At 42.6% G+C, this 21,336-nt stretch carries 21 protein-coding genes; 4 read left to right on the top strand and 17 right to left on the bottom strand.

Annotation, left to right across the window (positions count from 1 at the left end; genetic code table 11):
- Positions 1 to 174 precede the first annotated feature (174 nt).
- Positions 175 to 1,224: a GntR family transcriptional regulator gene (locus tag E5260_RS00180; protein WP_003643602.1), complete on the top strand. Its 1,050-nt coding sequence runs from the start codon at positions 175 to 177 to the stop codon at positions 1,222 to 1,224.
- Positions 1,225 to 1,255: 31 nt separating this feature from the next.
- On the top strand, positions 1,256 to 2,122 hold the full coding sequence (locus E5260_RS00175; protein ID WP_013356081.1) for a PucR family transcriptional regulator: 867 nt from the start codon (positions 1,256 to 1,258) through the stop codon (positions 2,120 to 2,122).
- Positions 2,123 to 2,309: 187 nt separating this feature from the next.
- On the opposite strand, the gene E5260_RS00170 is transcribed toward E5260_RS00175, so the two are convergent.
- The 13 genes from E5260_RS00170 to E5260_RS00110 form a co-directional block, all read right to left on the bottom strand.
- Positions 2,310 to 2,687 (bottom strand): PTS glucitol/sorbitol transporter subunit IIA, encoded by a 378-nt coding sequence (locus tag E5260_RS00170; protein WP_003641596.1) that lies wholly within the window; start codon positions 2,685 to 2,687, stop codon positions 2,310 to 2,312.
- A gap of 27 nt (positions 2,688 to 2,714) precedes the next feature.
- On the bottom strand, positions 2,715 to 3,734 hold the full coding sequence (gene srlE / locus E5260_RS00165; protein WP_003641597.1) for a PTS glucitol/sorbitol transporter subunit IIB: 1,020 nt from the start codon (positions 3,732 to 3,734) through the stop codon (positions 2,715 to 2,717).
- A gap of 23 nt (positions 3,735 to 3,757) precedes the next feature.
- On the bottom strand, positions 3,758 to 4,309 hold the full coding sequence (srlA, locus tag E5260_RS00160) for a PTS glucitol/sorbitol transporter subunit IIC (protein WP_003641598.1): 552 nt from the start codon (positions 4,307 to 4,309) through the stop codon (positions 3,758 to 3,760).
- Between the two features lie 4 nt (positions 4,310 to 4,313).
- On the bottom strand, positions 4,314 to 4,820 hold the full coding sequence (locus E5260_RS00155; RefSeq protein WP_003641599.1) for a transcriptional regulator GutM: 507 nt from the start codon (positions 4,818 to 4,820) through the stop codon (positions 4,314 to 4,316).
- Positions 4,820 to 6,685 carry a BglG family transcription antiterminator gene (locus tag E5260_RS00150; protein WP_003641600.1) on the bottom strand — a complete coding sequence of 622 codons (1,866 nt, stop codon included), beginning with the start codon at positions 6,683 to 6,685 and terminating at the stop codon, positions 4,820 to 4,822. Before E5260_RS00150 ends, E5260_RS00155 begins: the two co-directional genes overlap by 1 nt.
- Before the next feature lie 33 nt (positions 6,686 to 6,718).
- Positions 6,719 to 7,522, bottom strand: coding sequence for an SDR family oxidoreductase (locus E5260_RS00145; RefSeq protein WP_003641601.1), 804 nt, complete (start codon positions 7,520 to 7,522; stop codon positions 6,719 to 6,721).
- 304 nt (positions 7,523 to 7,826) lie between these two features.
- The gene (gene rbsU / locus E5260_RS00140) at positions 7,827 to 8,711 is read right to left on the bottom strand and encodes a ribose/proton symporter RbsU (protein ID WP_003641602.1); all 885 of its coding nucleotides are present in this window, start codon (positions 8,709 to 8,711) and stop codon (positions 7,827 to 7,829) included.
- A 29-nt stretch (positions 8,712 to 8,740) separates the two neighbouring features.
- Positions 8,741 to 9,136, bottom strand: a complete 396-nt coding sequence (gene rbsD / locus E5260_RS00135) for a D-ribose pyranase (RefSeq protein WP_003641603.1) — start codon at positions 9,134 to 9,136, stop codon at positions 8,741 to 8,743.
- A 2-nt stretch (positions 9,137 to 9,138) separates the two neighbouring features.
- Positions 9,139 to 10,059: a ribokinase gene (gene rbsK, locus E5260_RS00130; RefSeq protein ID WP_003641604.1), complete on the bottom strand. Its 921-nt coding sequence runs from the start codon at positions 10,057 to 10,059 to the stop codon at positions 9,139 to 9,141.
- Positions 10,060 to 10,162: 103 nt separating this feature from the next.
- Positions 10,163 to 11,161: a ribose utilization transcriptional repressor RbsR gene (rbsR, locus tag E5260_RS00125; RefSeq protein WP_003643604.1), complete on the bottom strand. Its 999-nt coding sequence runs from the start codon at positions 11,159 to 11,161 to the stop codon at positions 10,163 to 10,165.
- 259 nt (positions 11,162 to 11,420) lie between these two features.
- Complete coding sequence (adhE, locus tag E5260_RS00120; RefSeq protein ID WP_003643605.1) at positions 11,421 to 14,024, bottom strand: bifunctional acetaldehyde-CoA/alcohol dehydrogenase; 2,604 nt, start codon at positions 14,022 to 14,024, stop codon at positions 11,421 to 11,423.
- A gap of 288 nt (positions 14,025 to 14,312) precedes the next feature.
- Complete coding sequence (locus tag E5260_RS00115; protein WP_003641607.1) at positions 14,313 to 14,774, bottom strand: universal stress protein; 462 nt, start codon at positions 14,772 to 14,774, stop codon at positions 14,313 to 14,315.
- 190 nt (positions 14,775 to 14,964) lie between these two features.
- On the bottom strand, positions 14,965 to 15,510 hold the full coding sequence (locus E5260_RS00110) for a PadR family transcriptional regulator (RefSeq protein WP_003641608.1): 546 nt from the start codon (positions 15,508 to 15,510) through the stop codon (positions 14,965 to 14,967).
- Positions 15,511 to 15,625: 115 nt separating this feature from the next.
- On the opposite strand from E5260_RS00110, the gene E5260_RS00105 reads away from it, so the two are divergent.
- A complete protein-coding gene (locus E5260_RS00105; RefSeq protein ID WP_003641609.1) occupies positions 15,626 to 16,162 on the top strand; it encodes a phenolic acid decarboxylase in 537 nt (178 codons plus the stop codon).
- Positions 16,163 to 16,323: 161 nt separating this feature from the next.
- Here the strand turns inward: E5260_RS00105 and E5260_RS00100 are convergent, their stop codons facing one another.
- Positions 16,324 to 17,124 (bottom strand): 2-keto-4-pentenoate hydratase, encoded by an 801-nt coding sequence (locus E5260_RS00100; protein ID WP_003641610.1) that lies wholly within the window; start codon positions 17,122 to 17,124, stop codon positions 16,324 to 16,326.
- A gap of 794 nt (positions 17,125 to 17,918) precedes the next feature.
- Positions 17,919 to 18,401 (bottom strand): GNAT family N-acetyltransferase, encoded by a 483-nt coding sequence (locus tag E5260_RS00095; protein WP_003641611.1) that lies wholly within the window; start codon positions 18,399 to 18,401, stop codon positions 17,919 to 17,921.
- Positions 18,402 to 18,558: 157 nt separating this feature from the next.
- On the opposite strand from E5260_RS00095, the gene E5260_RS00090 reads away from it, so the two are divergent.
- A complete protein-coding gene (locus E5260_RS00090) occupies positions 18,559 to 19,425 on the top strand; it encodes a DegV family protein (protein WP_003641612.1) in 867 nt (288 codons plus the stop codon).
- Positions 19,426 to 19,523: 98 nt separating this feature from the next.
- On the opposite strand, the gene E5260_RS00085 is transcribed toward E5260_RS00090, so the two are convergent.
- Entirely contained in the window at positions 19,524 to 19,946 is a 423-nt protein-coding gene (locus E5260_RS00085; protein WP_003641613.1) for a helix-turn-helix domain-containing protein, read from the bottom strand.
- A gap of 12 nt (positions 19,947 to 19,958) precedes the next feature.
- Complete coding sequence (locus E5260_RS00080) at positions 19,959 to 21,275, bottom strand: C1 family peptidase (RefSeq protein WP_003641614.1); 1,317 nt, start codon at positions 21,273 to 21,275, stop codon at positions 19,959 to 19,961.
- Between the last annotated feature and the right edge of the window lie 61 nt (positions 21,276 to 21,336).

The following is a 21,336-nucleotide window of genomic DNA, read 5'->3' as shown; positions in this document are numbered from 1 at the left end:
CATTATCCTTGCCCAGTTACCATTCGGTCACTTTCTGTAAAAAAGTATAGTTTGTGCACATCTTGATATAGTTTCTCCCTAGGAATAGACCATGTAAGCGGTTAAAATCAAACTATCATGAAGTAATTAGCCACAAAAATGGTCGGTTTGACTATACCAAGTGGAGGTGGGCAGATGGCTAAATACGAGATCTTATTTAAACAATTGCGACTAGCAATCTTACGTGGCGAGTATGCGCCTAACGATCGATTACCAAGCGAAAATGCAATTGCCATCAAGCATGGTGTTAGTCGTATCACGTCTAAGCGGGCATTGAACGAATTGGCCGCTGCCGACCTCGTTTATCGCGTTCGTGGTGGGGGAACCTTTGTTAAGCCTCACAAGAGTACTACTCAACGGCAAATCTTACTGGTACTGCCATTCCCAGAAACAACGTCCTTTGGGGACTATCCAAGTGGCATTCAAGGGACGCTAGCCGGTACGACTTGGCAGTTAAAATTGATGGCTAACGAGCGTTTTATCCAGCTTAACTTAGACGAACTAGCTTCTCAATACGCAGGTATTATCTATTATCCACAAAACTTAGCTACCGAGCTGCCAATCTTAATGCGGCTATACGCGCAAAAAATGCCACTAGTCGTCCTTGATAAACAACCGGCTGCACTTGCCGTTCCCAGCGTTACAAGTGATAACGTCGCTGGCGGTAAAATTGCCTGCGAACACTTACAAAGTCGTGGCCACCACCGAATTGCCTTCTTACCAGAGACGCCATTTTGGCAAACATTTACTGGTACTGTCAGTGATCGTTTTTTAGGCTACTTCAACCATCTAAAGCTAGCTACTAGCGATGCCGCATTGCCTTTACGTTGGGCGCAAGCCTTGCAGGCTTGTACGACGGCTGTTCAATTAAAAGCCTATATCCAAGCACAGAGAATCACCGCAATTATTGCAGAAAACGATGTTGTGGCCCTACGCGCGTTACAGCGACTTCAAGAACTTACTTCCAATAGCGATACCTCAATTGCACTGGTTGGATTCGACAATTTACCCGCAGCTGCCCGAAATAATCCCGCACTAACTACGGTTGTCCAAGACTTTGCTGCAATTGGCGCTAAAGCCGTCGAAGCACTACTCGATCAAATTAATAATCCTGAACATCTTTTTGATGATCAAATCGTTGTTGGCGTCAAGCTGATGGTCCGGTCATCCACTAATCAATATTAGTCATATTTATTTTTCTAGGGAGGTCATGTTGATGGAAACGCAACAACTATTATCAATTTATCCGCAAGCCACGATTTCTCCTCGACCCTCTGTGGCTAAAAATATGGTCTGTGTGGCTATTGATGCCGGCAAATACATTTGTATTGATACTACAAACCTGAGTAATCGCGAGTTGTCACTACTAGAATTATTAACCCATACTAAATCAAACGCGACAACTGGCGATGCATGGTCAGAATTTTTGACAGGCCGCCACACGACCGCCCCGCAGACGACCGCAAAAAAGTTACAACTACTACAATTTAGAGTACGCTTCACCGAACGACATGCCGACCGTTCGCAATGGTTGAGCGCTATCGCTGACACCTTCGAACACGTCTTACACCGCGCTTTTATCACCGCTGACTCTGGATATCTTTTGCTAACAGAGTCATTAACCGATACCAGTGCTGACTTAGCCAGTCTTTTAGCCCTTATTGACAATGATTTTTATACTAATACCCATTTATTCATTGGTAGCACACATAGGTCGAGCCAAGACCTACCAACCACCTTCGCTTTAGAACAACAATTATTCTCACAGAATCAGCAAGACACGATTGTCACCCTTAGTAGCAGTCTTTTACCCTTTTTAGTCAATCAGCACCAACCTGAACTGCAAGCCTTGCGCAATAGTCTCTCCCTGGATTCCGACAATAAGCAGCTAATCCGCGCGCTTTATCATACCCAGGGCAACGTCCGCCAAGCAGCTAGCAAGTTATTCCTACATCGTAATACTCTACTCTATCGAATCGAGAAGTTTGAACGTTGTAACGGTTTAAATCTTAAGAATATGGATGATCTTGTGTATTGCTATTTGCTGACATTGGGGCAAGTTATTAATCAAGTGGAGAAATGAATAGAGTAGCTGCCATTAGCCCATATGATTCGATTAAAAATACGACATTAAATAATATTAGTGAACACCTTATCAGTATAAAAGTACAATAACATAGCGTACTTTATGTAATCTTGGACTAGCATAGCTAGGTTAAGGCTTTCATATTTCTCTTTCACAAAGAACATAGTATTTTAAGATCAGAACTTTATTCAGCTATAATCCGTACCACGCTACCGACTTTAAAATCAGGATAATCGCCCTGCTCAACATATAACGTCCCAGGCAATTTAGCCTCCTTTGCACCCGTAAAACTAATAGCCGTATGGCCTAATCTTCCAAGGTTAGTCTGGACTTCGCCACCAACTGCTGTAATTTGATAGACTTGATTGTCGACTTCAAGTTTCATTCCTGCTGTGATTTGCTCACTTATTGGGACAACTTCGATAATAAAGCAAGAAGGCCGTAATGCGTCTGGAGCTTCATCACCAAATAATACTGCCATGCCAATCGATTTAAAATCAGCAGATTCCGCACCTATTTCTAAGACCTTTGTTGAAAAGATAATTCTCTCTTTTGTCATCATACAATACACCTCAAACCTTCTAAAAATTTATTTTGAATATAATCCAAAACTTGCAATCCAAGCAATAAAGACCCGCGGAACGCCGTTGATAAACCGACTATATAACACTGATGGCACCCCAACTTCAACCGTCTTAGAATCAGCCTCAGCTAGTCCTAAGCCAACTGGAATAAAGTCACAACCATTTTGCGTGTTAATCGCGAATAATGCTGGTAATGCATACTGTGGTGGAATATTACCTTTCCCGATTTCAACGCCAATCAAGGTCCCGATAACTTGACCGATAACTGCGCCTGGCCCAAGCAATGGAGATAAGAATGGTAATGAGCAAATAAATCCTAAAACCATCAAGCCCCAGACATTGCCTGCTAACGGCTCCATGATACTGGCAAAAACCTTACCAATTCCAGAGCCATTAATAATCCCAATAATTAATGCCACAAATGCCATAAATGGAATAATAGTATTAATAACTGTTTGAACAGCATCTTTTGCGGCCTGATTAAACGTCGAAACGACTCGCCCAGCACCAATCCCAATCTTAGTTAAGATCCCAGGATTTTTTGTTTGTGCTGTTAGTGTCTTTGTATTATCGAATTTCGTATCGTCATCTACATTCTCAAATTGGTTAGCGCTTTCATTTTGACTGTCAGAAAATTGCTCCTCCTCAGATGTTACCAACATAATCTGATCAACATCTACATTGGAAACATAATTAGCTTCATTCATAAATTGCGCTAAGGGACCGCTCTTACCAGTCGGTAATACGTTAATTGTTTTGATACCCTTCTTGGGATAAATTCCACACCTTAATGTCCCACCACAGTCTACAACCGCTAATGCTGTTTCTTCATCAGGAATTGACGTCTTAAAGCCATCAACAGCTTCCATTCCTGTCAACTTAGCAATCTTATCAACAATTGCTGGTTTATTACCTCCAGTGACATAAACAAATTTATGCTTCGTGATAGTTGGTGTAATAATTAGCGGGCCGCCCCAGCCACCAGAGCCTTTAACAACTTTGATACTATGATATTCCTTTGCCATGATCTCGTTCCTCACTCTCTCAATTAGCCGTTAAATTCAACTTTCTTGGACAAGGTAATCCCTTGTTGTTTGCAAACATAGGCTGTTGTAAAGTCAGTAATCCAACCACCGATAAAGTTCATTACTAGGCCGACTAATAGATATCGAATCGCCAAATCCATTGTATTCAATCCCAACTTCTGAACCCCTTGCGCAATCCCTAACCAAATGAAATACTCGGAAGGATTGATATGTGGGAATACCCCATTACTAGTGTGGCAAAATTGAGCAATCGATGCATACCAACTAGGTTTATAGTATTCTGGCAAGAACCGTCCCATTGAGTGCGCCATAGGATTACCGAGCATAAATGCCGAAACAAACGGTAAAATTAAATAACGGGTTACAGGATTCTTTGACGAAGCTCTGGCCAACTTGGCCATCTTCTTGTCACCAACAAAGGCAATAATCGCGTTCATCAAGACTAACAGCAATAGCACAACAGGAATAATTGATGTCATCCATCCAATTAATGTTTTACCACCACTCTGAAACAGCCCCATAAAGCCCGAGGCCAAATCTGTGACTACTTTCATAGTATTAATGCTCCTTTACGTTCACTTGTTTTTTTCGCAAACTTGCTAAGCCTTTATAATAAATAGATTTCAGCTTTTCAATCATTGGTAGGCTCCAAATTTTGACACTACCATCGAAATCTTGTGGCGTTAGCTGATTTGCTTTGTAATTTAAATAGTTCTTATAGGCATCCAATAGACAAACTCGCGTTAGCTTATCGAATTGTTTTAATTGCTGGTATGAAGCAGCAATTTCCGCAATATTTTTCTGCCGCAGTTGATGCAATTCCCTAAACTTTGCAAAAATCGTAACCCCCTTCATCATTTGAGCCTCTAAGATCGTGCCGTCATCCTTTATCGCTAATAGAATTAGTGTCCCCGACCGTAATTTTTTAGGATTTTTGCCAATTGCTACTGGCGCTAACACTCGTAATTGATGAAAGGTTTTAGAAAAATTCTTAATTTGTCTTAGTCCAAGGAAACCTTGTAATAGAAACGCACTGACTAGGATCACGCCAAAATAAATTAACATTAAATCGCCTCCATCAACTGATTTAATCCTTGATTTTCATCATAATTTTTCAAGTTATTATAAATATTGCTGTTAGCTGTGATACTGCGAATTAGATCGTATACTTGTGCTAATATTTTGCTTAATGTTGCATCTAGTTTATACGGAATTGCGACCAAAAAAACCACGTTTACCTTTTGATTATCGAATACTACCGGTTTTTCAAACACTCCTACTGTTACAAGGATTCGATTTAGTCCAGATTTATCAATAACGTGTGGCAATGCAACCCCATCACCAAAAATACTACTCGATTGTTGCTCTCGATTAAGCCAAGCTTGCATAAAATCTGGTGTCAGTTGACCATGTTGTATCTCTTGATTAATTAATTTTTTCACTCCAGTGACGTAGGTCTCCTGTTCATCAAACTGCGTGACATCAAATCGACACTGCCCCTGATTAACAGCTTCATCAACCAACGAAATTTGAAGACGTTCACGTAACGTTCCTTGATTAAAAATAGAATTCAACCGAATAATAGGCGCGTGGTTAATTAATTCATTATCTGTTAAAAAACTGTTAGAAAAAATCAGTAAATATTTTTCTGGACTCTGCTCCCATTCACTAATTGAGTTAAAAACATCAATCTGCAAATCATCATCTAACATTTCTTTCAATTTCTCGGAAATAAACTTTTTCATACTAGTATTAATGGGCTCAACTAGTGCAACCCGATGAATAATTGGCGCTGCCATGTATTCTTCAAGCTCCATCTGAAAATAGACTGTTAAATAACCAACCTCCTGGGAACGAATCCGAATATTCAATTTAGTGGCAATGGTTGATAATGTTAATTGCGCTAACTCCGTTGAAACTGGATACTTACTTAACATGTCTACCGAGATAAATCCTTCTGACTTGACATCAAAAATAGCCCGATTAATGAGAAATAATAAATGATATCGCAACTCCATCAACAGCCGTTTAAAGTCCAAATTCACATCTAATTTTTGCTTAAGGATTGGAAAAACCGACTGCATTAAATCCTCAACTTCGACCAATCCCACTTGAACTAACTGATTATCATCCTTCGGTAGCTTTCTAATGTTTAATGGGTATGAAATAAACTCCCATTCGCTAGTGCTTAACGAGCTACCAATTATCTCAGTAACTAGATTCCGCAAGCACGCCATCGTTACATCACTAAGAAGTGGATGATAGTTATTAATACGATCATTGATTTGAATGTTATATTTACGTAACCAATTAATAACTGCAATATTTCTTTTAACCATGGTCACAGTATCATTATTATGATCAAGTTTTTTAACAAGATTAAGCAATTTGACATCTGTCGCTTTATCCCAGGTTGCTTCCAGTTCGTAGTATTTCCCGACTAAAGTTCGTGTAATTACTGCATACATATAATCATGTTCAACCGCTAAATGAATCCCACGATTAGTTTTTGTCTCAATTCTGACTTGGTAATAATCAAGCTGTTGTTTGAGCGCTTTTAAATCCTTATTGATAGTGCCACGACTCACAGCCAATGATTCTGCCAAATCATCCAGAATAACGTAATCCGTGATTTGCTGTAACAATTCTTTTAAAATCGTTGCTTGTCGCTTTGAGGGATCATTGAAATCTAAATCCTTTTTCAAAAAATTAGTTTGTAGCTTAGCCATGGCAGAATAATTATTGATAACTAGGTAAAACTTGGCTTGATTAACGTTGATTTTTGCAATACCCACCAAATAATCATTGATTGCACGAATATTCTTGGTAATTGTGACTCTCGAAACAGAAAAATGGGATTGTAATTCTCTTAGTGTCAATGCATCATTATTAATAAAAAAGTTTAATATTTCAAAACTTTGCCTATCCATTGCCTCACCATGCCCCCAACTAAAATTTAAAGGTTAACCACGACTCTTGCCTCCCGCAACGTTAATCGTAACCCCGGTAATGTAACTGGCACGTTCTGATAGTAAATAGTTAACTGCATCCGCAACTTCTGATAGTTTGCCACTCCGACCAAGAGGTGTGGTTGACGTACTCTTATAGCCTGCCCGAATGTCATCAACAGTTTTATGCCGGGTATAAGCTAACGCCTCTTCATAAGAGCGTGTTCTTAGCCCAGTAGCTTCCATAATACCTGGCGCGACACCAACGACCCGAATATTATGTTCACCTAATTCTTTAGCCCACGAACGAGTGAACCCATTAATCGCTCCCTTAGTTGCTGAATAAACACTCTGTCCTTGTGAACCTTCAAGTCCAGCTTCTGAGGACATATTAACAATAACACCGTACTGTTGCTTCTCGAATTGATGGGTAACTGCCTGCGATACAAGGAAGACGCTTTTCACGTTCACGGCAAACATTTTCGCAAAATCCGATTCTGCAAATTCATACTTACCGTGAGGATCCTTGGCGTCAGCCAATAAACGTGGCAAATTGATACCAGCATTATTTACAAGCCCGTCAATTTTTCCTTGTTCATCAACAACCTTTAAGACCAGCCGATTAACCGCTTCCGCATCTGTGACATTGGTTTCAACAAAGTGTAAATTATCATTTTGCTGATCACCTTGATTGAGGTCAGCATTATAAACAATCGCCCCGTTATTCAATAATTCAGTTACAATTGCTTTACCAATACCGGATGAGCCCCCAGTAACAACGTATACCTTACCCGAAATATTAATCCATGAATTATTCATCAAAATCGCTCCTTAATCATTTCTTTTCTTCACAGATAAATATATACGAAAGCGCATACATTATTAATGCACTCTTTTTTCATTGGCTTTTTAAATTAATGGACTAATGATTCATCAAACATTTAGATGTCTGATATAAACTATAAATATTATGCCGAATTATTTTCATTATCGCCATATCATAAAGCAAATTTTGTAATCGACCATTGTAATCAATAACCGTAAAAATAGAGTCGCTTTAAAGAAGCGTATAACTCCTTCAAAGCGACTCTATTAAATAGTCTTATAGCCATATTAATTTGTTTTAAATCGTCACCGTAACAGCTGCTGCCGCAATAATTAGTATCAGTCCACCAATCGTGACCCACATTTCTTTGGTAGTCTTCTTTTGGCCTAAGAACCAAATACCGGTTAACGTTGCCAATACAACGGAGGTTTGTGAAAGAATAAAGCCGGTTGCTAATCCGTTCATATTTGGTTGCGCAGAGATTAAGTAAGTCAACGCCGCAAACGCGAAGAAGAAACCTGAGATGATGTGCGTGTATGACACCCCTTCAACGAGGGCTAACTTTTCACCTCGTGATGCTAAGAACAGGGCATATACGATCGAAACAATAACCATCCCAATTGCTTGGGGAACGAAGGCTTCCTCCCCACCAATATTGGTTGCTTGGGGCGCAGCCGAATAAGCCCAGTACCCGATTTCACCAACTGCTAACCAGATAACAGCTTGGCGTAAGGTCCGGGCGTTACCTGCATCCTTATGTTCAGACCACACTGTTAGCCAGGCACCAATGATAATTCCAACTAAGGCTAGGCCACCCAAGACCTTGTCCATTGCCCCAGGCCAGTCACCTAAGGCGAAGACGCCCCACAGTGATGCGCCCAACAGCTGGAAGGCCGTCGTAATTGGCATTGCTCGTGAAGAACCAACCATCGTAAACACTTTAAATGTCACGATTTGGGCACTTGCCCAACCGATCCCTGATAGAATTGAAAACCAGAGATTCATGCCGCTTGGAAAAGCAATCCCTTGCACCCATGCATAAATCAGCGCAAAGATTAACGTTCCAATAGTTGAACCCAAGATCTGATTAACAGGCCGACCACCAATTTTCGACGCAATCGTGGGGTAAAGTCCCCAACCAAGTAACGGCCCTAAGCCAATTAGTAAAGCGGTAGTATTCATTCCAATCCCTCCATTAATCACCAACTACTTTAAAAAGTAACGCCACTTTCCAATAGAATATTTGAATAAGGTGTCATTTCACCAGTCCGAACAAAGGCCTTGCAGTCAGCCAAGTCCTTCTTCATTTCTTCATGTGGAATGAAGGTAATTGGGGTGTCTGGTAAGCGCTTCTTGATGGCCGTCAACATCTTAGGATTTTGAACTTTAATTTCTTCTGCCAAATAGATTCGTTGTACTTCAAGCTCTTCCAAGACGTTATTCAAGACTTGCATAAAACTAGGAATACCATTATCAACGGCTAAATCGATTTTTTCGGTTGAACTTGGTACTGGCATGCCAGCATCACCAATACTCAACTTATCGAAATGGCCCATCGTTGCAATAACTCGTGACAAATCTGAATTAATAACTTTTGTTTTTTTCATAATTATTTACCCTCCGCGGCTGTAATTTCATTTTTATAAGGAATTGATGGTTGCGCACCGAAACGTTGTACGGCAATCGATGACGCCCGGTTACCATAGCGAATCGCATCTTCAAGATTACTAAAATCTTTATTTAACACACTACTCATCGCGCCAATAAACGTATCTCCGGCTGAAGTCGTATCCACGGCTTCGACTTTAAAAGCTGGTACGATACCATGTCGCCCATCGATATCATAAAACGCACCCTTACTACCAATCGTAATGATAACAGCTGAAATACCGAGGGCGTGTAATGCAGCGGACGCCTTTAACATGCTGACTTCATCGGTGATTGCAATCCCAGTCAAAGTTTCCGTTTCCGTCTCATTTGGTACAATCATGTCAGTAACTGCTAAAAGTTCAGCGGGGACTTTTTCCATGGCTGGAGCGGGATTCAAGATTGTTCTTACGCCAGCGGCCTGTGCAATTTTAAAGGCTTCGACCGTACTATCGACAGCGCTTTCAAATTGTGCAACCACAAAATCACTAGTTTCAATGATATCACGGTGGGCTTCAACGTCTGCTGGCGTAAAGGCCATGTTGGCACCACCATGAATCATAATTTGGTTTTCACCGGCATCATCAACCGTGACGTAAGCTTGACCTGTCGATTGATTAGTCATCTTTGTGATCCCTGCCAAGTTGATCTTTTCCTGCGTCAATAAATCAAGCATGGTTTTACCAGCAGCATCGTCACCAACCGCACCAATAAAGTGGGTATTAGCACCAGAACGTTGCGCTGCGACGGCCTGGTTCGCGCCCTTACCACCACCGGCTGAAAAGATTTCCTTAGTGTGAATCGTTTCGCCAGGCTTTGGCATGTTTTCAACCCGAATCGTCCGGTCTAAGTTGATACTCCCAATAACGGTTACCGTATTCATAATGGTCCCTCCAAATAGTTAAATTAATCTGAATTTAGTTTTTATTAAAACGTTTTATGACAACGTTTTAATAACTCGTAAAAAATATAACACATCTGAATAATTAATTCAAATGTGCCGTCGAATTTCTTTCAATTAATTTAACTGGTAAGTGGTGTTCTTCCCATGGCTGCTGCGGATTAGCAATACGGTCGAGTAACTGGTTGGCTGTCGTTTGCCCCAACTCAAAAATCGGTTGTGCGATGGTTGTAAGCTGTGGCGCGACATATTGGCACATTTCGACATCGTCATAGCCAATGACACTGTAATCATCCGGTATCCGCTTATCATGTTCAGCCATGCCTAAGTATACACCGAATGCGATTTCGTCATTGACTGCAAAGATCCCCGTAACCCCAGTCGCCAAAATTTCCGGAACAACTTGGCGACCACCCACTTTAGAAAGCGGCGTCGCGATGACATGTACCGCTGTCCGCGGATACACACTATAAAAACCACTAAGCCGCTTTTGGACATTGGCTGACGGTTTTGCTGGAATAAGAACGGCGACTTGCCGGTGTCCCAAATCTTTTAAGTGTTGAGCAGCTTGCCGCCCCCCATCATAGTCATCAGTCAACACAGAATCACTGAACCCTTCGGCGCGCTTTTGGTCTAAGACGATAAATGGGTGACCCTTTTGCCGTAGAATATCATTAATCGCATTATTGGAAACGGCCGAACTTGCGATAATAAAGCCATCCACACCCCGGCGGCTGAGTTCATCCAAATAGACGCGTTCTTTGTCTTCATCCAGATCAGCATTACACAACATCGTGATGAAATTTTGCTGATACAAGACATTTTCAATGCCTCGAAGTAGCTCACCAAAAAAGGGATTCCGGATATCAGGCACAAGGACCCCAATTGTTTTGCTGGTCTTCTTAATCATCCGCTGAGCAAAGTAATCGGGCTCATAATTTAATTCATCCCGGGCCGCTTCCACCTTAGCAACCGTCGCCGCACTAAACTTATCACCATGCCCGTTTAAAATTTGTGACACGGTCGCAATTGAGCGTTCTGCAAGGCGCGCAACATCTTTGATTGTGACTGCCTTATTTTTCATGGGCTTCTCCTCCGTAAAATTAACTCTTGCATTATTGTAGCCTAGAACGCCGAATTTTCCTAACCGAATCTCAAAAATATTTAGTACACCTATAAGTATATCTATATAGTGTGCAAGCCGATAATTTATCCATATCAAGTCTTCATTTTCTCCTCCTCTGAAAACAAACAGTAAAAACTTTCCAGGTAGTTATTCTAAAACCACATGACAAAAAAGCCCGCGCTCATCATGAGCGCGGGCTCCCTTAATTCACAAAGGGCTATTTTTCAGTACCTTGGCCGTCCCATTCACGTTCAATAATCGCCTTTAATTCACTGATTAAAGGTTCGCGTGGGTTAGCGGTCGTGCATTGGTCTTCATAGGCCAGTTCGGCTAATTCGTCGACGGTGGCGTCAAAGTGCTTCTTTTCGACCCGGTTAGCTTTCAAGGATAAGGTCACATCCATTGAGTGAGCCAAGTCAATGTAAGCTTTAACTAAGCTTTCTTTGAGTTCTTCGTCGGTCTTGCCTGGTAACCCTAAGGCCCGGGCAATGTTGGCATAGTCGGCTAAGGCAGTATTATGGTTGTACTTCGGCCACATTGCTAACTTCGTTGGGATTTCAGCATTGTAACGAACGACTTGCGGATAAGTGATCGCAATTGCCAATCCGTGTGGTAAGTTGAATTCCCCGCCTAATTTATGGGCGATCGAGTGGTTGATACCCAAGAAGGCATTGGCAAAGGCCATCCCAGCTAACGTTGAGGCATTGTGCATCTTCTCACGAGCCATCTTGTCACCATCATAAGAAGCTTTCAAGTACTTGAAGGCTAATTGCAAGGCTTGAATTGACCAGCCGCGTGTGAAGTCAGAAGCCATCGTTGAAACATATGCTTCGGTTGCGTGGGTAATTACGTCGAGACCAGTCCAAGCCGTCGTCCGCTTTGGCACCGTTTCAACAAATTGTGGGTCAACGATCGCAATATCTGGTTGCATTGCGTAGTCCGTAATCGGGTATTTGACGTGCGTCTTGGAGTCCGTAATAACCGCGTATGGCGTTACTTCAGAACCAGTCCCAGAAGTCGTTGGAATCCCAATATAAGTTACTTTTTCGGATACTGGTACTTTGTACGTCCGCTTCCGGATATCCAGGAACTTCTGTTTAGCACCTAAGAAGGAAGCTTCTGGGTGTTCATAGAAGAGCCACATCCCCTTAGCGGCGTCCATTGCAGAACCACCACCGAGTGCAATGATTGTATCTGGCTTAAAGGCCTTCATCCGGGCAACCCCTTTGTAGACTGTGTCAGTCGACGGGTTCGGTTCAACTTCTGAGAAGATGTCGATATCAACCGGATCAGTCCGCTTGTTCAAGACCGCCGTTACTCGATCAGCATAGCCAAATTCAACCATCCCAGGATCACAAACTAGGAAAACCTTCTTAATCCCGGCCATGTGTTCCAAGTAGCGAACGGAATTGCGTTCGAAGTAGACTTTGGGAGGCATTTTGACCCATTGCATGTTATTACGCCGTTTTGCCACAGTTTTGATATTAATCAGATCCATATCTGTAACGTTATGAGAAATCGAGTTGCCACCATACGATCCCGTGCCCAGAGTTAATGAAGGCGCCATGTTATTGTAGATGTTACCTAACCCACCAACTGAAGATGGCGTGTTAACTAAGATCCGGCAAGCTGGCATTTGTAAGCCAAATTCTTTGACCAATGCATCATCGGTCGTATGAATCCCAGCAGTATGGCCTAAGCCACCATAGTGAAGTAATTCATTAGCCCGTTTGAACGCCGCTTCATGCGAATCCGCTTTGTAAACGGTCAGAACTGGTGATAATTTTTCGCCGGATAATGGGTACTTGATACCGACACCATTAATCTCCGCAATCAAGACCCGGCAGTCCTTAGCGACATCTTTCAAGCCAGCCATTTGTGCGATTTGATAAGCTGTTTTACCAGCAACTGGACCACGAACTGTGTGCCGGTTAGGATCAATGACAGCATCACTCAAGGCTTGCACATCTTTAGGTTTAACGTAGTAGCAACCCAAACGAATAAATTCAGCTTTAACTTCAGCATAAATTTCCTTGTCGATAATGGCACTATTTTCAGAAGCACAAATCATCCCATTATCAAACGTCTTCGATAAAACAATGTCGTTAACCGCCTGCTTAATGTCAGCTGTTTTTTCAACATAAGTTGGGCCGTTACCAGGACCAACACCCAGTGCTGGTTTACCTGATGAGTAAGCGGCTGTCACCATACTTGGACCACCGGTAGCCAAGATCGTCGCAACATCCGTATGGTGCATCAAGGCGTCGGTTGCTTCAATGCTTGGGTGTTCGATGTATAAAACAGCATCAGCTGGACCACCAGCAGCTTTAATCGCTTCCCGCATCACATCAGCAGCCGCAGAACTACATTTCTGAGCTTGAGGATGGAAACCAAAGACGATCGTGTTACGCCCCTTTAATGAGATCAACGTCTTGAAAACCGTTGTTGAAGTTGGATTCGTTACGGGTGTAACCCCGGCTACGATACCAACTGGTTCAGCAATTTCCATTAGTTGCTCTTCATCGTCTTCTTTAATGACGCCGACTGTCTTATCATGGCGCATGCTGTTCCAGATATATTCGCTGGCGTAGATGTTCTTAATCGCCTTATCTTCAACAACACCCCGACCGGTTTCCTCAACCGCCAACTTGGCTAACTTCATATGATTGTCCAGTGCGGCAACCGCAACCTTTTCACATAAATCATCGATTTGTGCTTGGGTATATGACTTCAAAATAGCTAATGCTTTCTTAGAACGTTGAACTAATTGATCAACTTCGTCAGTAACTTTGCTTGTTTGATTTTTTTCTGTCTTAATCATGAAGTGCTTCCTCCGTTCAATTCCTTTGTGAATTAATTTACAAACTTTATTATAGCCATCCTTGCTCATAATGCAACAAGAATTTGAAAAATTATTTAATATCATCCAAACAGTACACTTATAAACTCATGTTTAGCAGTATTTATAGCCAATAAAAAAATTCAATTGTTAAGTTCATTAATGAACAATAGCAGTCAAAAACAACCGCAAGCTCCTCATTAGCCATGATGAGCTTGCGGTTGTTAAAATTTCATCAGCTTGGATCTTAATCCCTGTCCCGAGTCTTGATTACCGAACAACGATAACTGAAATAGGTGCTTTTCGGGCCAAACGCGGACCAATTGCCCCAGCAATCTTAGAATGTGGAAATTCAGTATCGGCACCGGTCACTAATAGATCTGGTTTAAATTCTGGAATAACTTGCTCTAAAATGACGTCATCCACATCACCGCCTTCATAGACAAGCGGCTCTACTTGATTAACGCCTCGTTGTTCTGCAAGCTGAACATACTCAGCAACAACATCTTCAACGTGTTTCCGTTTAGCTTGGATCTTCGACGGTGTTAATGAATCAAAGATATTGATATCTTCGCTTTCCAGCACCGAACAAATTCCTAACGGAACATCATAGTCGTGGGCCAAAGTCGTTGCGTATCGAAACGCACGTTCTGAAGAGGTATTATCGTCCTCATCAACGGTCAGTAAAATTCGCCGATAGACAAGTGGCTCTTGCATTTTTTGATTTTCCATAGTTAATCTCCTCATTGAAGTGAATTGATATTGACCACTGCCATTATACCAGTTTCAGAATTCAAACGGCACCATTTCTCACACGCATATAATCATAAGCTGATTTCCTTCAAACGCCGCTCTAAATAATTAAGGGTAGCTTTTAACGCTATGATTCCAGCCACCAGTTAGAGCGGCAGCACTCTCCCCATTACTCCGGTAAGGCTTTCAACGTCTGCTTCAACCAATTCACATAGTAGTCTTCTCGTCCGATCGCATGTTGTAAGATCAAATAGTGACCATAATGTTGCTTAGCAGCTTTAGCTTGCGGGAAAACGGTCGCCAATCGCTGTTGTAAGTGTGCTAACTTAGCTGTGTGCAGGGTGAGCTGTTCCTGTAACATCGCTAGTAGGCGTGGATCACGATCCGTTTGAATAAAGTATAGTTTTAAAATAAATTCATCTTTCGTAGCGGTTAAGTCTGGTGTACCGACACTGATCCACTCATGTAACAGCTGCCGACCAGTTGCGGTGATGTGGTAGAGTTTCTTTTCAAGTTTTTCGCCACTGACCGTAATTTCATGCGTGACGTAACCTTGTTCTTCTAGTCGCTTCAATTGCGGATAAATTTGACTATGTTGAGCTTGCCAGAATTCACCGATCTCGTCATCAAAGGCTTTAGTTAGATCATAGCCCGTTAATGGTTGCTGGTTTAATAACCCTAGAATAATAAATTGTAACTTGTTTTTTTGCGCCATTGGAAATTCCTCCTTGACGATTCCTTGATAACAGTATACACTAACCTTGTTGTTTAAAACATGTAATAAATTACATGATTAAAATGACATATTAGACATAAGGAAGGTAATTCTAATGACAAAAACTTTTAAAACACTTGATGACTTTCTCGGCACACACTTTATCTACACTTATGATAACGGCTGGGAATACGAGTGGTACGCCAAGAACGACCACACCGTTGATTACCGAATCCACGGTGGGATGGTTGCCGGTCGTTGGGTCACTGATCAAAAAGCTGACATCGTCATGTTGACCGAAGGCATTTACAAAATTTCTTGGACTGAACCAACTGGGACTGACGTTGCACTAGACTTCATGCCCAATGAGAAGAAACTACACGGTACGATTTTCTTCCCAAAGTGGGTTGAAGAACACCCTGAAATTACGGTCACTTACCAAAACGAACACATCGATTTAATGGAACAGTCTCGTGAAAAGTATGCCACTTATCCAAAACTAGTTGTACCCGAATTTGCCAATATTACTTACATGGGCGACGCCGGCCAAAACAACGAAGATGTAATCAGTGAAGCACCTTACAAAGAAATGCCGAATGATATTCGCAACGGCAAGTACTTTGATCAAAACTACCATCGTCTAAATAAGTAATGTTTCACGTGAAACATTCTGGTCTACAAATTGGATAATTATCAGTCTGTCCAATCTTTGAAAATTACTAATCATCTGAAAAACATTCATTTAGCAACACTTCAAAAAGGCCTTCATAAATGTCATGACATTTATGAAGGCCTTTTTCGTAATTATTTTACTTAGGCTTCCGTTACATCCAGTGCGACCTGTCCCAGCCCGGCATCGAAGTCGGCTTGCCAGTGCCCCGCGGTCAAATGTGGTGGTAGGACAAACGTCCCCGACGAAACTCGTTGACCAGCCGTTAATGTCTTACCTTGCTCTGCAAGCTTGCCGACTAACCACTTCAATGACTCAAGCGGGTTACCCAACACTTCACTCGCTTGACCAGTTTTAACCGTCTCCCCATCATGGACTAGCGTACACTTTGGCGTTGCCACTGCATCAGCTGAAGCGAATAACTCGGCAGTCTCCCGTTCAGTTCCATATACCACTAGCCCACCGACTGCGGCATCCGCGACCACCAAATTTTTAGGCAAATCGGGAAACCAGTCAGCAAAACGTGAATCTGGCAATTCAAGTCCCGGCGCGACAGTCGTTTTTTGCCATAAATCGGTCAATGAATCGGTGGTTGACAGGGCTTCTTTAGCCTTAAAGACCAACTCAACTTCGACGAGTGGGTCCATTAGTTGCCCGCGTCGAACCGTGGTTGGTGCCGCCAAAAAGTGATCTGCAACCTGGGCACCGTACAGCGGCGTATGAGCATCAAACATCTTTTGAGTTTCTGCACTCGTCAACGAGACCTTGTATCCACCAACCGGCTGCTGTTTTAAGGCCGTTAATGCGGCTTGAACTCGATACGCAGCGTCTTCGTCAGCGACACTACTTGTAAGATCAGCCATTGTTAACGCATGCTGTGTCTGATAGGCCGTAAATAGCTGTTGTGCAACTTGAGTTTCTGTTTCTGTGGTGGTAGTTGTCATTATAAAACCTCCATTATGTGTTTGTGGTTACTGTTATCCCAATATGTGTTCGTAATGAGGCCGTCTAATCATTGCTAATACGTTAACTCATTACAATTAATCTAGTTGTCACTTCATTATTTGGATGTATTCAGTGCGCCAGCTAATTGTACGGGCGTCTTAAATACGAATTATTAAGACTACGGGTCATAAATATCGTTCATGTTAAAACTATGTGTGTCTAAACGTATAAATTGCACGTTGCTAAAACTATGTGTTAATCGATACACGTGGTATCGTATGTGATCTACCCGGAGTACTCAGTTATACTATGTGTTTTTGATTCCTTGTTGACCTATGTGTTACTCGAGGAGCAAGTCCTCGTGCGACTAGTTACCATTGCCCACATTTGTTGGTAACTAGCCACCTGAATGTCCGATTCCATACTCCTCACCACCTTTAAATCATAAAAAAACGTCCTTTAACTAACTCCTATGAGTTAATTAAAGGACGTCCAGAACGGGTTACCACCTTTATTCGCGACTACTTCACAATAGTCACCTTAGTACGTACAGCAATTGCGATACGCCGGTACATTAATGGGTACCATCCAGCACCATCTCCACGAATTTCGAGGCGCAACTCCAAGGTGATCTATGTTAAGTGGTATTGACTGCCTTACACCAATCCGCAGCTCGCTAACTAACCAGCTTAGCACCGTTCCTTATCACGGTTTTTAATCTAAATTTAATTAATGATTAGATTCTAGCGCCAGATTATCACAATGTCAACCTTAAAATTAAAAATAAATTAGATTAATTAAGCTTGCGTTCATTGGCCATAACATCCACTAATGCCACGTACTGCTCAGTATGCGTATCACGCAACGTATAATTTGGTGGGAGCGCGTCCGCATCTGCTTTGACAATTCGAAACCCTACTTGCGCATAAAATCGCAGGGCATTTTCGTTGGCCATCACACACTTCAACGTGAGTGGTTCGGTTGCATACTGGCGCATTTCTGTCAGTAGCCGCTCACCAACTTTCAAGTGGCGGAAATCTGGGGCCACAAAAAGCAGATGAATGAAGTTGGCCAGCCGGTACAACGAACAAAAGCCAGCCCGCTGACCATCAATCCACGCGACCAGCACGAATTCACCACGGCTGTCTTCGTTAAAATCTTGCAGTTGTGGATCAGTGACCCATGGAAAATCTTGCTGACGGTCCACTAAATATATTTCAGCCAGCGCTGCTTGATCCGCAGCTGTTGCCGGTTTTATCTCAATTCGTTTGGTCATCCTGTGCCCTCCCCCATTTAATGATTCTCATTATGACGTTAGTTGTTGAGAATTTCAAACATTAATCGCCTTAATCTATTCATCAAAGCTAGCTTTCAACTACTGACAAGCGTTATAATGTTAGGCAATACTTTCACCAAATGAAAGCGGGGGAAAAATGAAAACCGCAATTGTAACGGATAGCGCAAGCTACCTCTCAGCGGCCGATGTTGAAAAGTATCATATTCACGTCGTCCCAATTACTGTTATTTTTGGTCACCAAACCTACTTAGAAAACGTCGAAATAACGTCCAAAGAATTTTATGAACGAATGCGTACCGCGCCTGAGTTACCAACGACCACTCAGATTACCCTTGGTCAGATGCAAACGACTTATGATCAGCTGGCAAAGGCGGGCTATGATGCTGTCATTAGTATCCATCTTTCTTCTGGTATCACCAGCTTTATTACTAATCTCGAAAGTTACCTGCCAAACGTAACCAACATCAAGGTTTATCCGTTTGATTCACTAATTACGGCTGGTGGAGAAGCTTACATGGTCTTGTTAGCTGCTAAATTAGTCGCTGAAGGATACTCACCCGAACAAGTTATTGCTCAGCTCAAAAAAATCCGTGAAACAACCGGCGTATATTTTGTTGTCGATAATCTCAGTCACTTGGTTCGGACTGGTCGGCTCTCAAACGCTTCTGGACTCGTTGGCAACCTCTTACGCATTAAACCCGTTCTGACCTTTCAAGATGGCAAGATCGTCGCTATTCAAAAAGAACGAACGATGCGGCGGGCATACGCAGCCATCAAAGCCAAGCTAGCTGCTGAGATTGCTGCCGTTGACTATCCACTTCGCGTCACAATCGAAAACGGCAACAATCCGAAACTCCAAGCCGAATGGACAGCTGACTTGAAGGCTAGCTTTCCTGATCTCACCATCGATGAAGGCGAGATCGGTCCCGTCGTTGGGGTTCACGTTGGAGAAGGCGTCATGGGACTGATTTGGGCGCGTGACTGGGAAAAATGGACCATTTAGTTCACCATTATCAACCCCTAATCATTCATCATGACAGTCAAAAACAACTTTTGTTCCTCACGACGAGCTGAGGAGCAAAAGTTGTTTTTTGCATTGCCTTATTTCCGTTTCTTGCCTTTTTTCTTTTTCTTGTTCTTTTTCCGCTTTGTGTTGGGCTGTTCGGCCGACTTAGTCAACAACTTCCGTGCCTTTTTGATCAACTTAGATCGTTGTTTGGTATCCAGCTGTTCCCACAATGTTATTAATTCGGGGTCAACGGCAGGGGTTGGCGTGACCGATACTGGAATCGGTACCGCTTCCGGGGCCACCGCTGTTGCAACATCAGTCGTACCTAGCAGCCAATCTGGCGACACATTCAGTACCGTCGCTAACGCCGTAACCTTATCATGTTTAGCCACGTATTTATTACTTAACCACTGGCTGATTGATGAACGACCAATTCCCGTTTGTTTAGATAACTGAGCAGAGGTTATGTTCGCTTGTTGCATCGCTTCTTTTAATCGTTCTGAAAATATTCCCATCACATTACCCTCCTAGTGCAACGGATCCCATGCGGGTAGCCGCTGTGCACGTTCGTTAAGCAGCGCCTGAAATTCCGGTGCCAAGAAATGCTTGTGAACAACTACTTCATAGACGTACTCATTAAACCAATCTTGGCTCATTACGAAGTAGCCTTGATCACCTACTTGCTCACCCCAACTATTTTCGACCTTCCACTTAGTTGGCGTATCAGCCACTAAGTCAACGCCGGTTAACGTCATGGCATGGCTAACTTCACCTTCACCTGTTAACAGCCGTTGCGCCTTAGTCAGATGATCGTTGGTTCCAAATAACTTGCCAGTTTCAAATAAATGAGCATCCAAGTATCCCGTCTTCCGGTCCATCTGTCGCAACACATCGTTGCCAAACCAAACCGTTTCGCCAGCCTGTAACTGTTGCACAGCAACGTCCGTCAGCACACCCATATCAAGGTTCAAAAATTCGATAGGCTTACCACCAATCACGTTATCCTCGTCTGGCAAGCTATAAAGTCGATTAAACGGCTTATCTGGTGAATTAGTAACGACCACGTAATCATCCAGATCAGTTTCAAAGTAGTCCTGATAGAATTGCTGAGGCGTTAAATTAGCCGTACGATGGTACTGTTGCTCATCATCACGATATTCTAAATCAAAGCTAGTTGGTGGTTCACCAAATGAGTACGCCGTCATCCGATAGACCGTTTGCAACATTGATTTCTCCAGTGATTGTAGCTCGGCCTCGCTTGCACCATCCATCACGAGTTGCCGAAGTTTTAACCCATCTTTACGAAGCTGCCGTGATAAACTGGCTTGAAATGCCGTCGTATTATCAGTGTTGAAGGACTCTGGCATCACACTAGCTGGAACGACGCCATACTTTTGAACCAAGCTGGCCGCCATCGCCCACTGACCACCATCTTCGCCCGGATTAGCAAATAAGAACTGAACAAGCCGGTCATCAATCGGCTGACGCGCCGTTTGTTCAACATTCCGATAAAAAATATTAGCCCTTTCAATCTTATCCCAGAAAAACAAATAGTTTTGTGATAACTCAAAGTCTTTGACGTGATACCGGGTCGCAAACTTATGCCGGAGCGTGTTTAATAATGAAAACTCCCAGCAACGACCGCTGTGCTTCTGATTACTGACCTTACCCGTTGGTACTTCAACAGAAAAAGTCCGTGCTAAGCGACTCGCAGCTTGATTATCAAAACTTGCAGCCTCAATCCCATTCTTCGTAATCGCTCGCGTCAATACTGGTGCCATTCGATCCTGCGCATGCGTTGTCCGTAAAGCGGCAAGTGCATCCGGTGTTAGTTCAGTTGCCATATTTACCAGCCTCCATCGTGATACTTGCCATTATTCTAGGCTTATTGACCATTAAATTCAA

The organism is Lactiplantibacillus plantarum (assembly GCF_014131735.1).
Classification (GTDB): Bacteria; Bacillota; Bacilli; order Lactobacillales; family Lactobacillaceae; genus Lactiplantibacillus; species Lactiplantibacillus plantarum.
The sequence above is the reverse complement of the archived record's forward strand: the minus strand, read 5'-3'. Positions and strand labels throughout refer to the sequence as shown.

What these genes read in the sequence shown, in the direction of transcription:
- E5260_RS00180 (WP_003643602.1), top strand. Translation starts at nt 175, where the DNA reads ATGGCTAAATACGAGATCTTATTTAAACAATTGCGACTAGCAATCTTA.
- E5260_RS00175 (WP_013356081.1), top strand. Translation starts at nt 1,256, where the DNA reads ATGGAAACGCAACAACTATTATCAATTTATCCGCAAGCCACGATTTCT.
- E5260_RS00170 (WP_003641596.1), bottom strand. Translation starts at nt 2,687, where the DNA reads ATGATGACAAAAGAGAGAATTATCTTTTCAACAAAGGTCTTAGAAATA.
- srlE (WP_003641597.1), bottom strand. Translation starts at nt 3,734, where the DNA reads ATGGCAAAGGAATATCATAGTATCAAAGTTGTTAAAGGCTCTGGTGGC.
- srlA (WP_003641598.1), bottom strand. Translation starts at nt 4,309, where the DNA reads ATGAAAGTAGTCACAGATTTGGCCTCGGGCTTTATGGGGCTGTTTCAG.
- E5260_RS00155 (WP_003641599.1), bottom strand. Translation starts at nt 4,820, where the DNA reads ATGTTAATTTATTTTGGCGTGATCCTAGTCAGTGCGTTTCTATTACAA.
- E5260_RS00150 (WP_003641600.1), bottom strand. Translation starts at nt 6,685, where the DNA reads ATGGATAGGCAAAGTTTTGAAATATTAAACTTTTTTATTAATAATGAT.
- E5260_RS00145 (WP_003641601.1), bottom strand. Translation starts at nt 7,522, where the DNA reads ATGAATAATTCATGGATTAATATTTCGGGTAAGGTATACGTTGTTACT.
- rbsU (WP_003641602.1), bottom strand. Translation starts at nt 8,711, where the DNA reads ATGAATACTACCGCTTTACTAATTGGCTTAGGGCCGTTACTTGGTTGG.
- rbsD (WP_003641603.1), bottom strand. Translation starts at nt 9,136, where the DNA reads ATGAAAAAAACAAAAGTTATTAATTCAGATTTGTCACGAGTTATTGCA.
- rbsK (WP_003641604.1), bottom strand. Translation starts at nt 10,059, where the DNA reads ATGAATACGGTAACCGTTATTGGGAGTATCAACTTAGACCGGACGATT.
- rbsR (WP_003643604.1), bottom strand. Translation starts at nt 11,161, where the DNA reads ATGAAAAATAAGGCAGTCACAATCAAAGATGTTGCGCGCCTTGCAGAA.
- adhE (WP_003643605.1), bottom strand. Translation starts at nt 14,024, where the DNA reads ATGATTAAGACAGAAAAAAATCAAACAAGCAAAGTTACTGACGAAGTT.
- E5260_RS00115 (WP_003641607.1), bottom strand. Translation starts at nt 14,774, where the DNA reads ATGGAAAATCAAAAAATGCAAGAGCCACTTGTCTATCGGCGAATTTTA.
- E5260_RS00110 (WP_003641608.1), bottom strand. Translation starts at nt 15,510, where the DNA reads ATGGCGCAAAAAAACAAGTTACAATTTATTATTCTAGGGTTATTAAAC.
- E5260_RS00105 (WP_003641609.1), top strand. Translation starts at nt 15,626, where the DNA reads ATGACAAAAACTTTTAAAACACTTGATGACTTTCTCGGCACACACTTT.
- E5260_RS00100 (WP_003641610.1), bottom strand. Translation starts at nt 17,124, where the DNA reads ATGACAACTACCACCACAGAAACAGAAACTCAAGTTGCACAACAGCTA.
- E5260_RS00095 (WP_003641611.1), bottom strand. Translation starts at nt 18,401, where the DNA reads ATGACCAAACGAATTGAGATAAAACCGGCAACAGCTGCGGATCAAGCA.
- E5260_RS00090 (WP_003641612.1), top strand. Translation starts at nt 18,559, where the DNA reads ATGAAAACCGCAATTGTAACGGATAGCGCAAGCTACCTCTCAGCGGCC.
- E5260_RS00085 (WP_003641613.1), bottom strand. Translation starts at nt 19,946, where the DNA reads ATGGGAATATTTTCAGAACGATTAAAAGAAGCGATGCAACAAGCGAAC.
- E5260_RS00080 (WP_003641614.1), bottom strand. Translation starts at nt 21,275, where the DNA reads ATGGCAACTGAACTAACACCGGATGCACTTGCCGCTTTACGGACAACG.